The following is a 13,872-nucleotide window of genomic DNA, read 5'->3' on the forward strand; positions in this document are numbered from 1 at the left end:
AAAGCCGCCTTTACGTTCTCCACACTTCCCGCGGGCGGCTGGGAACGCCGCCTCTACGTTCTATACACTTCCCGCAGGCAGCTTGAAAAGCTGCCTCTACGTTCTCCCCACTTCCCGCAGGCAGCTTGAAAAGCTGCCTCTACGTTCTCCCCACTTCCCGCAGGCAGCTTGAAAAGCCGCCTCTACGTTCTACACACTTCCCGCAGGCAGCTTGAAAAGCCGCCCCGTCGTTCTCCCCACTTCCCGCAGGCGGCTTGGAAACCCGCCTCTACGTTCTACACACTTCCCGCAGGCGGCTTGAAAAGCCGCCTCTACGTTCTATACACTTCCTGCAGGCGGCTGGGAAAGCCGCCTCGTCGTTCTCCACACTTCCCGCAGGTGGCTTGGAACGCCGCCTCTACGTTCTATACACTTCCCGCGGGCGGCTTGAAAAGCTGCCTCTACGTTCTATACACTTCCCGCGGGCGGCTTGGAACGCCGCCTCTACGTTCTACACACTTCCCGCAGGCAGCTTGAAAAGCTGCCTCTACGTTCTACACACTTCCCGCAGGCGGCTTGGAAAGCCGCCTCTACGTGCTACACACTTCCCGCAGGCAGCTTGAAAAGCTGCCTCTACGTTCTATACACTTCCCGCGGGCAGCTTGAAAAGCCGCCTCTACGTTCTCCACACTTCCCGCAGGCGGCTTGGAAACCCGCCTCTACGTTCTATACACTTCCCGCGGGCGGCTGGAAACGCCGCCTCTACGTTCTATACACTTCCCGCGGGCGGCTGGGAAAGCCGCCTCTACATCTTCTCCACTCGATATATGACGCTTCTAGACCATTAGACCAGTTTCATTCATCAACCGAAATGCTATGGAAATACCGGCGGCGTATAATGAACATCACTATCAAACGAGGAGACGGGCTATGACAACCAACCTACAGCTACCACCCGACGAGATCAATCAACCCATTGCGATTGCCAAAATCCTTGTGCACCAGAGATTTACAGAGAGACCATTGCTTCATAGCGCATGAGGCCTCGGCCAGCCTGCAACATTCTGATTGGCCTTGCCCGCTGCTCCTCAATGAAAAGGTACCATTATGCAGATGACTTCACCAATTCAGCGCTTGACGCTTACCTACATTGTCAGTTTTGTGCTGATTTTAGGCTTAGTGATCAGTGGGTATTGGTTACTGGTCACGTTTTCATCCCGCCTAGCCCAAAATGACGCACTCCTCGAAGTGACTCATCAACAACAAATTCGGGCACAGCAAGTGGTGCTGATCGCAAATGAATTGGTGCTCTTTGCCGATGCACAACGGGCCACCGCGTTACGCGCCGAGTTACGCACGCTGCGTAGTGACATCCAGCGCACCCACCGGCAGATGCTTGCAACTTCATCATCCCCCTCAATCAAGCAGATCACCCCTACCCTCGAGCGATTTTTGCAGTATGTCACCCAATTCATCGAAACACCGCCTCAGCAGCTCAACCGCGATAATCCCAATCTGCGGGCGATGCAAACGAATCTGGCCGCCCTACAGAGTAGTCTGAACGCTATAAGTAACCTGCTGCTGACCGAAAGCCAGCGCCTGCGCGATCAAATTGCGCTGATTCAATCGAGTATCTTAGCCATCATTATGCTGTTAGTGATTGGCAGTGGCGTGTTCGTTTTGCGACCTTTTACCCGCCGTGCTCGCCGTGAAACCGAACAGTTGCAGATGCTTTCGCTGGTCGCCCGTTTTACCGATAACGCAGTCATTATTACTGATCGAGAAGGGCATATCGAGTGGGTCAATGAAGGCTTTACCCGTATCTCTGGCTACACCTTAGATGAAGTCGTTGGTCGTAAGCCCGGTCACTTTTTACAAGGCCCTGAGACCGATCCAGAGACGGTCAAACTGATGAGCCAGGCTATTCACAACGGCGAGTCGATCCAGACCGAAATTGTTAACTATACCAAAGATGGCCGCCCGTACTGGCTGGCGATTAACATCTCACCAGTGTACGATCATCAGCATAACCTGATTCGCTTTATCGCTATTGAATCCGACATCACGCATCAGAAAGAGATGGAGCGAATGCTCCGCGCCGCCCTCAAAGAGAGCCGCGATGTTATGAATGCTCTCGATCAGTCGGCAATCCTTTCTATCGCCGATCCAGAAGGGCGTATTTTGGAAGTGAATGAACGCTTTTGTACGATCACCGGTTACAGGGCCGATGAGTTGATCGGCAAGGATCATCGCATTTTCAAGTCGGGGGTTCACCCACCAGAGTTTTTTGCCGATCTCTGGCAGACGATCAAAGCCGGTCGGATTTGGCGAAATGAAATCTGCAACCGGGCCAAAGATGGTCATCTCTTCTGGGTTGATACAACAATTGTCCCGGTCATCGGCGAGGATGGCCAGCCCGAACGCTATCTGGCTGTGCGCTTCGACATTACCGCCCGTAAGAAGAGTGAAGAACAGTTACGGGCCAGTGAAACGCGCTACCGTTCAGTGATCACTGCGATGAGCGAGGGTATCGTGGTGATGAATAAATCTGGCATCATCGAGACCTGCAATGCCAGTGCTGAACACATTCTTGGTCTGAGCTATGATCAGTTGATCGGTCGTACCAGCTTCGATCCGAGGTGGCAGGCAATCCGTGAAGATGGTAGCCCCTTCCCCGGTGAAGAACATCCGATTATGGTGTCACTGACCACCGGACAGCCGCAACAAGATGTCATTATGGGCATTCACAAGCCGAATGGAGAACTGACCTGGATATCGATCAATTCACAGCCACTCTGCGATGATCACGGTCAGGTATACGCTGCAGTAGCCAGCTTCCACGACATTACCGCCCGTCGCAATGCCGAGCGTGAGCTCCGTTTCCAGAAGACCCTGCTCGAATGTCAGACTGAAGCCTCACCCGATGGCGTCCTGGTTGTTTCACCTGATCGGCGCTGGCTGTACGCCAATCGGCGTTTTCTGGAAATGTGGCATCTTACTGAGCTGCCGGTGCATGCAACAACGTGTGCAGTCAGTATGGAGAAAATGCTGGCCCAGGTTTGCGAACCAGAACGAGTACGGAATGAGATTGAAGAACTCTATGCGAATCCCCAACTGACTGGCAAAGCTGAAATTGAATTGAAAGACGGTCGTACCTTCGAACGCTACAGTGCACCGGTCATCAGCGCCGAAGGCGAGTATTACGGCCGCGTCTGGTTCTTCCGCGATGTCACCGAACGGCGGGCTATCGAACGAATGAAGAATGAGTTTGTCGCTGTGGTTTCACATGAACTGCGCACGCCGCTCACCTCGATCCGAGGTTCACTTGGCTTACTAGCTGGTGGTGTGGTCGGTGAATTACCACCACGGGCAGCATCGATGATCGATATTGCCCTGAAAAACAGTGAGCGGCTGATACGTCTGATCAACGATATTCTTGATATTGAGAAGATCGAATCGGGCAAGATGGTCTTTAAGTTTCAACCCATTGTGCTCGACGAGTTGCTCAGACAAACCATTGAAGCCAACCGTGGTTTTGCCCAGCAGTATGATGTAACGCTCGAACTCACTGCGACCCTGCCCGGTGTGCAGGTCTATGCCGATCCCGACCGTATCACGCAGGTCTTTACCAACCTTATCTCCAACGCAATCAAATTCTCGCCTCCTGGCGGCAAGGTAGAAATTGCCATTGGCCGAGAACCGCATGGCCGACTGCGCGTTACCGTCACCGACTACGGGCCAGGCATACCCGTTGAATTCCGCAGTCGTATCTTCCAGAAGTTCGCCCAGGCCGACTCGTCAAATACCCGCCAGCAGGGTGGTACCGGGCTGGGATTGAGCATCAGCCGCGCAATTGTTGAGCGTCACGGCGGACAGATCGGCTTCGTGACCGCAACCGGTGTGGGAACAACATTTTATGTCGATCTCGCCGAATATCGTCCGCATACAGCTACCATATCACTTCCACCAGCCCAATCGCATGCACCCCGCATCCTGATCTGCGAGGATGATCCCGATATTGCCGCCCTGCTCGCGCTGATCTTACAACAGGCTGGCTATGCAACCGATGTCGCCTATTCGCTTGCTGAAGCGCGTAATCTCCTCAATCAGCACGAGTACCGTGCACTTACGCTCGACCTGATCTGGCCCAACGAAGATAGCAGAGCATTCATCCGTGAGATTCGTCAACAATCACATACCCGCCATCTGCCAATTGTTGTGGTATCGGCACGCGCCGGTGAAGAACAAATGCTGAACAACGCTGATGGAGATGTGGTAGACTGGTTATCAAAACCAATCGATCAACAACGACTACTAACCGCCTTACGGCGGGCAGTACAACGCACCAGAGCTACCCGACCACATATTCTGCATGTCGAAGATGATGGCGATGTAGCGGCAATTATTGGTCTCTTGCTCGATGAGATCGCTGATGTAACGACGGCCTCGACGATCAGCGAGGCACAAACATTGTTGAAAGAACAGTCATTTGATCTGGTGATTCTCGATCAGATTTTACCCGATGGCAACGGGATCGAACTCTTACCACTGATTGAGCAACAGCAACCACCGCTGCCGATCATTCTCTTCTCAGTCCGTGATCTAGAACCAGAGATCGCCAGTCGCGTTGCCGTAACCATGGTCAAATCACGAACCACCAATACTGAACTGATCACCGCTGTCAGCCGTTTGCTCGATCAGACACCAAAAACGATAAAGGAGGAATCGTTGTGACGTCCCTACAGAAGATACTCTTTGTCGAGGATGATCCCGATATTCAGATGGTTGCCCAACTGGCCCTGGAAGCGGTCGGTGGCTATACTGTTCAGATGTGCAGTTCGGGTAAAGAAGCGTTGGCCGTTGCTGAACAATTTGCCCCTGACCTGATCTTGCTCGATGTGATGATGCCAGGTATGGATGGACCAACCACGTTGATCGAACTACGGAAGAAGCCGTCACTGACCCAGACGCCGGTTGTTTTTATGACCGCTCGTGTTCAGCGTCACGAGATCGAACAGTACCTGGCAATGGGAGCGGCTGACGTTATCTCAAAACCTTTTGATCCCATGACTTTATCGGCACAGGTTGCAGACATTTGGGTTAAAGCCCATGAAACCCGATCCTAACGAACAGTTTGCCGCGCTGCGTCAACGCTACGCAGCACAGCTTGCCGAGCGTGTGGCGGCAATTCTTAGCGCCTGGCAACACCTCGAACAGAGCCGGTGGGAAAAGTCGGTTGGGCTGGAAGTCCGCCAACTTGCTCACAAACTGGCCGGGTCGGCTGCCATGTTTGGCTTTGCCGATCTCGGTTCGGTTGCCCGTGAGATTGATCTTGGCTTACAAGCATGGCTGGAACACGATCACCTGCCGGATATAGTTACCCGTCAGCGTCTGGCCCACCAGATCACGCTGTTGCAACGTATGGTGCCTCAGGATCAATCGCACACCGCCGAGGCGCCACCTGCCGAACCTTCTCAGTTATCGGCAACCACATCCTCAGTATCAACAGCAGCACCAGCAGAAGCTGCACCGACCACCACCGCCGTCATGCCAGAGCAAGAGCTGTCTATTCCACGTGAGACCAACAAACTTCCCCGCACCATCATTCTGGTTGAAGATGATCGGGAGTACGCGCATACTCTTGCCGAACAATTACGTCTTTTTAACTACGACATCCATCTGGTGACCGATCTTGAGGGTCTGCCAACGCTGGTGCGGGCAATTAACCCGGCAGCAATTATCATGGATATTGTATTCCCATCAGGTGATCTGTCCGGTATCGAAGCAATTGCTGCGCTTCAGCGCGAGCGCACTGCGCCTGTACCCGTCATCTATATTTCACAACGCGACGATTTTAATGCCCGGCTGGCTGCTGTGCGCAGTGGTGGTCACGCCTACTTTGCCAAACCGGTTGATGCCGGGCAGCTCATTAATGCGCTGGATCGACTGACCGGCAACGAAGAACCGATACCCTTGCGCGTGCTCATTGTTGATGATGACCCCGATTTTGGAAACCGCTGTGTCCGCGAACTCGAAGTAGCGGGCATCCATGCCCGGGCTATCACCGATCCCCGTGAAACGCTCGATCATTTACAGGTATTTCGGCCTGATCTCCTTATTCTCGACATGTATATGCCGATCTGTAGCGGTAAAGAACTAGCCAGCATCATTCGTCAACAAGATCGCTATGTTGGAATGCCCATAGTCTTTCTTTCAGCCGAAACGAATCGAACCCAACAACAAGCAGCGTTATCGCTCGGTGCCGACGATTTTCTCGCTAAGCCAATCACTCCGACAGACCTGGTTGCAGCTATCTCAGCGCGTGCGGTGCGCGCCCGCTATCTCCAACGCTTCCTGCTACGCGATAGTCTGACCGGCTTGCTTAACCATCAGGCAGTTGAAGAAGAGCTAGCGCGTGAATTCGCCCGCGCCGAACGCCTGCAACAGCCACTCTCGATTGCGATCATCGACATTGATCATTTCAAACGGGTCAACGACTCGTATGGGCATCTGATAGGGGATCAGGTGTTACGCAGCTTCGCCCGTCTGTTGCAACAACGTCTGCGCCAGAGCGATTTGATCGGGCGCCACGGCGGTGAAGAGTTTCTGGTTGCTCTACCCAATACCTCGCTGACCGAAGCCCGCACCCTGATCGACAGTCTACGTAGCAGCTTTGCCGCATTACGCCACTACGGGCCAAACGGGATGTTTAACGTGACCTTCAGTGCCGGCATTGCCGGATACCCCCACCATCGGAGTCAAGTCGGGGTGATGCAGGCCGCCGATGCTGCCCTGTACCAGGCCAAACGTGCCGGGCGCAATCGCGTGATCGTTGACGCTCATCGTGACGATGCGCCACCATTCGTTCTTGCTACTGCAAAAGATACCGCAACGACCAAAACCGAAACAGTCTGGCGCGCACTGATCATCAGTTCAAACGGAATTCAACGTCGTCTGTTACGCCAGTCACTCAGCGAACGGGGCTTCATGTACGATATGATCAACGATGTTGAACATGCACTGAAATACAAGTCACCGACTCCCCCTAACCTCATTCTGGTTGATATGACCCAGATTGAAGGGACACACACGGCGAAGCTGGTACAGTTGCGCGAATATTTTACCAATGCGCGCATTGTAACCATTGCACCGGCTACCGCAGAACCACGCGCTGCTACGACTGTGACGTTTGGCGCCGACGACTACCTGCTTGTTCCATTAGCTGCCGGCACGTTACAGGCATTGCTCAATAGACTGGCTGCATCTGAGAGGAGCAATTAAATGAAACCGCCAACTCTCCTGATCGTTGATGATGACGATACCCTGGCCGAGATGCTGGAATTAATGCTGCGTGGTGCCGGCTATGAAGTACGGCGTGCAACCAGTGGGGAAGAGGCGTTACAGCAGATTTACAAGACTCCTCCCGACGCGCTGATTTGTGATGTGCTTTTACCCGGTATCGATGGTTATACGCTGTGCAAGCGGGTGAGGCAGCATCCGCTCACCAAGACATTACCTATTTTGATGCTGACCGCTCAGGGTGATATTAGCGCCAAGATTGCCGGATTCGAGGCGGGTGCGAACGATTATCTGGCCAAACCATTTGAACCACAAGAGCTGGTTTACCGGGTAAAAAATCTGCTGACACGGATCACCAGCGATGCTCCGGCTACGCCATTACCGCGCGGGAAGATTATTACCGTTTTTGGCGCCAAAGGTGGTGTCGGCAAGACGACCATTGCTGTGTCGCTGGCACTGGCACTACGTCTGCGTACCCGTCGTCGGGTTATTATTGTCGATGCCGATCTCACCTTCGGCGATGTGGCCGTCCATCTCAATATTGCGCCGACGCGCAGCATCGTCGATGTTGTACGCACCAGCGACGAAATCGAGCGCGAGATGATTAATCAGGTATTGCTCGCCCATCCATCAGGATTACAGGCGCTGCTGGCACCGCCACGCCCTGAAGAGTCCGAACTGGTCAACGCCGATCACATGACCCGTATTCTCGATTTATTGGCGGTTAGCGCTGATTATGTGGTAGTGGATTGTCAGACAAGCTACGATGATCGCACCCTATCAGTCTTTGACCGTGCCGATCATGTCCTGTTGGTGATTACCCCGGAAATAGGTCCACTGAAAAACACTAGTATGTTTCTCAGTTTAGCCGGTCAACTGGGAATTAATCAACGTGCAATTAGCATCGTCCTGAATCGGTCCAATTCAGGGGTAGGGATTGGAATAAACGAGATCGAGCGGGTATTACGGCGCAAGGTTAACTTTCACGTAATGAGCGGTGGGCAACCAGTGGTAACTGCGGTTAATCGTGGTACGCCGCTGATCCTTGAACAACCAAAACATCCGTTCGTCCAACAGATTTTGTATATTGCCGATCAACTGATCAAGCAGCTTGAGACAGCGCAGGTGACGCAGCCGACACCACCGACAGGGTAAAGGTTTGAGAACGGAGGATGGCGCGGGAAGAGAGCTAGACAAGAGCCTAGCCGAATACTCGTCGTCACAGTGTAATGGATGAAACTCATGATGGATGGAGCATAAGAGTACGGGCGCAGCAGTGCTGCGCCCGCTTATTTATGATGCTTCAGCCGCTGTCTTCGCCGGAATTTTTAGAGTGCTCAGCTTTAGACGGAGCAACACCGACGAACATCAAGCAATCACGGCACAATAGTACGCTGCGGCTCTGGAGTTGGTGAAGCATCAAGCACAATCTCTTCTGTCGGTAGTTCGGTCGGTAGTTCGGTCGGTAGTTCGGTCGGTAGTTCGGTCGGTAGTTCGGTCGGTAGCTCGGTCGGTAGCTCGGTCGGCAGCTCAGTTGGCAGCTCGGTCGGTAGCTCTGTTGGTAGCTCGACAAAGACCGTAGCTGTTGGCGTTGGCAATGACTGTGGCGGCGGTGGCGGTGGAACAAAGATCGGTACGGTTGGCGTATTGGTGACCGGAATTAACTCGTATGGTGTCGCCGTCGGCGATAGGGTCATCGTTGGCGTTGGTGAGGCGATCATCGTCGGTGACGCTGTAGCAAACGACTCAGGTTCAGCCCTGGTCGGTGATAACGATGAAATGGTCACATCAACCGGTATCGCGGCGGTGGGTGCACCGGCTGAGTTGAGCATTGTGCTGACATACGCGATACCTCCCAACGCATACCCGATCAGAGCCAGCACTGCTACCGATAGCAGCATGGTATAGATCAGCCGATCACGTGGTGTCAACCCGGCTAACCAGAGTCGTAAACCACTCGGTGAAGATGAAGGAAGAGGAGAACTTACGACCGTCGGCGACATCCCTGCCGGTTGAAGAGCTGTTGGTGATGTTGTAGGTAATGGCATCCCCGTGTATAATGGGCAACGAACATGATTGGTCGATAAACAATAGCGAACCTGATAATCTGGTTCAAACAGCGGAATCTCTTGCGCCTGTCCGGCTGCATAACAACGATGTTCCAGCGTTGGCGAGGCAAATCGAATCGCTTGATTTTGTTTCAAGCCTAGATATGGGCAGTGTCCTGACGGTTCAACCATAACGGTGACGCTCCTCACAACCGGGTCGCTGCCAATTATACGATCTGGCCGCGAGCATCGTCAAAATATTGTGAACTATGCGAATTGTCGTTCTTTCCGATGTCCACTCAAATATTGTTGCCCTCGAAACCGTATTGGCCGATGCCGGATCATTCGATGCGCTATGGTGTTTAGGTGACACCATAGGGTATGGTCCTGCACCGAATGAATGTGTCGAGCTGATCCGACAACATGCAACCATTACACTCACCGGCAATCACGATCTGGCCTGTCTTGGTAAGATTAGTCTCGACGACTTCAACCCGGATGCACGGCGGGCAAATCTCTGGAACGGGTTACAACTCAAGCCAACCAATCGCGAGTGGTTGCTGCCGCTCCCACCTGCCCTTAGCGTCGATCATCAATACTACCTGGCTCATGGCAGCCCCCGCGAACCAGTCTGGGAATATCTGTTAATGCCCTCGCAAGCATTAGCGAACCTCGAATGGTTCACTGAACCGATTTGCTTTATCGGTCATTCCCACGTTCAATTCGCTTTTCGCTGCTCACGCGATGATCGGCGATGTGAACGGATTGTCCCAGAAGCAGGCAGCCAATTGAACTTTACCGACAACGCACGCTATTTTGTGAATCCGGGGAGTGTCGGTCAACCGCGAGATCACGACCCACGAGCGGCATACGCAATCTTCGATACCGAACGGCAAACTCTTACGTTCAAACGGGTAGCCTACGATATCAAACAGACACAAGAACAGATGCGCGATTATGGCTTGCCATCAGCCCTGATATACCGTCTGAGTATAGGGATGTAACGATGTCACTCGAACAGCAATACCGTCAGCGCTTTGCCGGTTCGGCGGTGCTGGCCGAGCGTGCGTATCAGCGTTTCCCAGGTGGCGCGACTCACGATGGCCGTTACGCCGATCCATTTCCCCTCTTCATGGAACGTGCGTATGGGCCGTATAAGTGGGATGTTGATGACAATCGGATGATCGATTACTGGTGCGGCCACGGGGCACTCTTACTCGGACATGGTCATCCTGCTATCGTGGCCGCCATTACCCAACAGGCCCCCGTTTCAACCCATCTCGGCGCTAGCCATCGGCTTGAACTGGAGTGGGCCGATCTGATTGTCGAGCTGATTCCCGCTGCTGAACGTGTGCGCTTTACCGCATCGGGAAGCGAGGCAACCACACTCGCACTCCGCATTGCCCGTGCAGCAACCGGAAAGAACACGCTCATTCGGTTTGCCGGTCATTTCCATGGCTGGCACGATGCGCTCGCCCCAGGTGCTGATCCCGATGACCCCAATCGTGGTGTGTTACCATCAACGCTGGATAGCCTGATCATATTGCCCGCCGATCTCGATCAGGTTGCGGCAACGCTGGCCTCCCGTGATGACGTCGCGGCTGTGATCCTCGAACCTACCGGCGCCTCATACGGTTCCATTCCATTACCAGACGACTTTCTGGTCGGTTTGCGTGAACTTACGCACCGTTACGGTGTGATCATGATTGCCGATGAGGTGGTCACCGGCTTTCGGGTGACACCAGGTGGCGCCTGTGCACGGGCCGGGGTGACACCCGATCTGGTTTGTCTGGCGAAGATCGTGGCCGGTGGATTGCCTGGCGGTGCGCTTGCCGGTCGGGCAGAACTGCTCGACCTCCTGGCCCATGACGAGCACGGGCCACGTGGTCGCATCCGTCAGCAAGGCACGTTTAATGCCAATCCCCTCTCGGCAGCCGCAGGTATTGCAATGCTACGGGCAGTCGCAACCGGTGAACCCGGTGCAGTTGCCGCTCAACGCGGGACGATGCTCGTTCAGATGCTAAACGAACTCTTCAGATCGTATCGGCTGCGAGGTTGGACAGCCTTTGGTGATGGTTCCATCTTTCACCTTTTCGTTGATCCGATCACCGATCTGACGCCTGGTGAGATTCCACGCAATATGCCACTCGCTACCCTCAAACGGGGAGGTGATCCACGATTGTTGCGCCTGTTTCGTATGGCCCTTCACCTGAACGGTGTTGATTTGATGCGTGGCCGGAGCGGCTTTGTCTCGGCGGTGCATAGCGAAGAGGACATCCATACCACAATTGCCGCCATGGCCGCAGCAATCGAGCTGGTGATGCGTGAAATATAGCTGATCGCAGCGCTGCGATAGCCAATAATCGTCTTTACAAATCAAGGAGAAACCACTTACAATGCAAGCACAATCGCTAACTTTTCCTCGTTCAGGGCTATTGATCGGGTTCAGTGTTCTGTTGGCGTTCACCCTGTTGATAACCGTCCCCGATAACCCTGACTGGTGGCAAATCGTTCTGTTAGGTATTGTGCAGGGGATTACCGAATGGCTGCCGATTTCGTCGACTGCACATCTCTTACTGGTCAGTGAGCTGCTCAACTATCAAGGCAGCATCGGCGGTACTTTTGAAATCGCGATCCAGTTCGGAACCGTCTGCTCAGTCTTGTTCTTCTACAGACGCGATCTCTTGGCCCAGACTGGGGCACTAATCGGGCGTGGTGAACCGGCGATGGTAGCAACGACACGGAAACTCTGGTTAGGGGTCATGCTGGCCTTCATCCCGGCAGCAGCCATCGGCTTGCTGGCCCGCGATTTCATCAAGGGGGTCCTGTTCGAGTCGCCATTGACGATGGCAACGACCCTGATCATCGGTGGCATTATTTTCCTCTGGATCGAACGGCGCGATCCTCATCGGCCAACCGGCAAAACTACCGCTGATTTTTCCATCGTCTCGAATCGCCGTGCGCTCATCGTCGGCATTGCCCAAACATTTGCGCTCGTGCCAGGGGTCTCACGATCAGGCGCCTCAATTGTCGGGGGCTTACTGGCCGGATTTGACCGGCCAACAGCCACAGCCTTTTCATTTTATCTCGCTATTCCAACCCTTGGCGCAGCGACACTGGTCGATCTGATCAGCAGTCTTGACCAGATTCAGAGTAACGATTGGGGACGCCTCTTACTCGGTGCAACCGTGGCGATGATCGTCGGTTATGGCTGTATTGGCTGGCTTTTACGCTATGTCGCAACCAACAACTTTACTCTGTTTGGCTACTATCGGATCATCGCCGGCATCCTGATCATCGGCGCTGTCGCATTGGGTATCTTATGACACACTGAATACAGGATCAGACAGATGAAACCAGAAGAGATACGTGTTCAGTTGAGTGAACAGCCATTAACCCCAGAGACACCAATCGCCGAAGCTGGCGCGATCTGGCTGGCACGCCTGGCGAGTGCCGGAATTGATAGCGACGACGATGACGACGATCTTGATGAGCGCACCCGCGAGCAGCAACGACACCATGCCCGCCCAACCATTACCAGCTATGAAACAGCCCTTCGGATTTTTGTACGCTGGGCCGAACGAAACGGACGCACCCGCTTGGGTGATCTCCAAATCACCGATCTGGTAACCTATGCCCGTACCCTGCGTAAACGCAGCTATGATCTCTCGCAGCGGGCAGCTACCCAACACCCCGACCGACGCGAACGCCTCTCTGAACGCACCATTCACGCATATGTCCGTCCGTTGTTCGGATTTCTGGCCTTGGCCGACTCGCAAGGAGCCATCTCGTTTCGGATTGCCGCAGCCCGACCGGAAGTCAGTCGGGTTTTACCTCGCCTACCCGACCCAGTCGCGCCAACCCCACCCGACCTGCGCCGACTGGTACGCTTCTACGACAAACCACACGGCGAAGAGCACGAACGTCAGATGCTGACCCGGCTGCGCAACGCTGCGCTCCTGCATGTCCTCTTCTCAACCGGCGCACGGATTTCTGAAGCCTTGAGTCTCGATGTTGGTGATGTCGTCCGTGATCGGCGCATCCTGCCACGTGTGATTGTTCGCGGGAAAGGACGGCGGGAAGGAACGCTCTTCATCCGTCGTCACGCTGAACAGGCCCTCCATCGTTATCTCGCCGCCCGCCACTGGCCATCGGCAACCGAACCGCTCTTCATCGCCTTCGATCCACGGACTGCTGGCAGTCGCCTCTCGCGCATCAGCGGCTGGCGGATCGTTACCAGCGCCGCCAATGCGCTCGCCGACCGTCTGATCTGGGAAGGTAAAACAGACGAAGCCGAGTTATTACGTCAAGTTACGCCACACACCTTTCGCCACTTTGTCGGTTACCACCTGTTGAACGAGGGAGTTTCCCTGGCCGAAGTCTCACAAATCTTGCGCCACCGCAGCGTGGAAGTCACGCGCAGTTTCTACGCCAGCTACACCGACGTGCAACTGCAAGAAGTTCACGACCAGTTCAGCGCCGATCCGTGGCCGGATGAATAGATGCGCAGCGCTGCCATACCCCCAATCTGTTACCTATTACGAAA

At 54.2% G+C, this 13,872-nt stretch carries 9 protein-coding genes; 8 read left to right on the plus strand and 1 reads right to left on the minus strand.

What is annotated here, in order from left to right; all coding sequences use genetic code 11:
* Positions 1-1,086 precede the first annotated feature (1,086 nt).
* The 4 genes from QTO31_RS12275 to QTO31_RS12290 are packed head-to-tail and all read left to right on the plus strand — an operon-like array spanning position 1,087 to position 8,433.
* A complete protein-coding gene (locus QTO31_RS12275) occupies positions 1,087-4,713 on the plus strand; it encodes a PAS domain S-box protein (protein ID WP_301429282.1) in 3,627 nt (1,208 codons plus the stop codon).
* Positions 4,710-5,105 (plus strand): response regulator, encoded by a 396-nt coding sequence (locus QTO31_RS12280; protein ID WP_031460777.1) that lies wholly within the window; start codon positions 4,710-4,712, stop codon positions 5,103-5,105. The genes QTO31_RS12275 and QTO31_RS12280 overlap by 4 nt, the downstream gene beginning before the upstream one ends.
* Positions 5,089-7,260 (plus strand): response regulator, encoded by a 2,172-nt coding sequence (locus QTO31_RS12285; RefSeq protein ID WP_301429283.1) that lies wholly within the window; start codon positions 5,089-5,091, stop codon positions 7,258-7,260. The genes QTO31_RS12280 and QTO31_RS12285 overlap by 17 nt, the downstream gene beginning before the upstream one ends.
* Positions 7,261-8,433, plus strand: coding sequence for a response regulator (locus QTO31_RS12290; protein ID WP_301429284.1), 1,173 nt, complete (start codon positions 7,261-7,263; stop codon positions 8,431-8,433).
* A gap of 221 nt (positions 8,434-8,654) precedes the next feature.
* Here QTO31_RS12290 and QTO31_RS12295 read toward each other — a convergent pair whose 3' ends face one another.
* Positions 8,655-9,518, minus strand: a complete 864-nt coding sequence (locus tag QTO31_RS12295; protein ID WP_301429285.1) for a hypothetical protein — start codon at positions 9,516-9,518, stop codon at positions 8,655-8,657.
* Between the two features lie 77 nt (positions 9,519-9,595).
* On the opposite strand from QTO31_RS12295, the gene QTO31_RS12300 reads away from it, so the two are divergent.
* The 4 genes from QTO31_RS12300 to QTO31_RS12315 all read left to right on the plus strand — a co-directional run bounded on the left by QTO31_RS12300 (position 9,596) and on the right by QTO31_RS12315 (position 13,828).
* Positions 9,596-10,330, plus strand: a complete 735-nt coding sequence (locus tag QTO31_RS12300) for a metallophosphoesterase family protein (protein WP_301429288.1) — start codon at positions 9,596-9,598, stop codon at positions 10,328-10,330.
* Positions 10,331-10,332: 2 nt separating this feature from the next.
* Entirely contained in the window at positions 10,333-11,661 is a 1,329-nt protein-coding gene (locus QTO31_RS12305; protein WP_301429290.1) for an aspartate aminotransferase family protein, read from the plus strand.
* A gap of 61 nt (positions 11,662-11,722) precedes the next feature.
* Complete coding sequence (locus QTO31_RS12310; protein ID WP_301429291.1) at positions 11,723-12,652, plus strand: undecaprenyl-diphosphate phosphatase; 930 nt, start codon at positions 11,723-11,725, stop codon at positions 12,650-12,652.
* A gap of 24 nt (positions 12,653-12,676) precedes the next feature.
* Positions 12,677-13,828: a tyrosine-type recombinase/integrase gene (locus tag QTO31_RS12315; RefSeq protein ID WP_301429292.1), complete on the plus strand. Its 1,152-nt coding sequence runs from the start codon at positions 12,677-12,679 to the stop codon at positions 13,826-13,828.
* Positions 13,829-13,872: the final 44 nt, after the last annotated feature.

The sequence above is a fragment of the Chloroflexus sp. MS-CIW-1 genome, assembly GCF_030444705.1.
Classification (GTDB): Bacteria; Chloroflexota; Chloroflexia; order Chloroflexales; family Chloroflexaceae; genus Chloroflexus.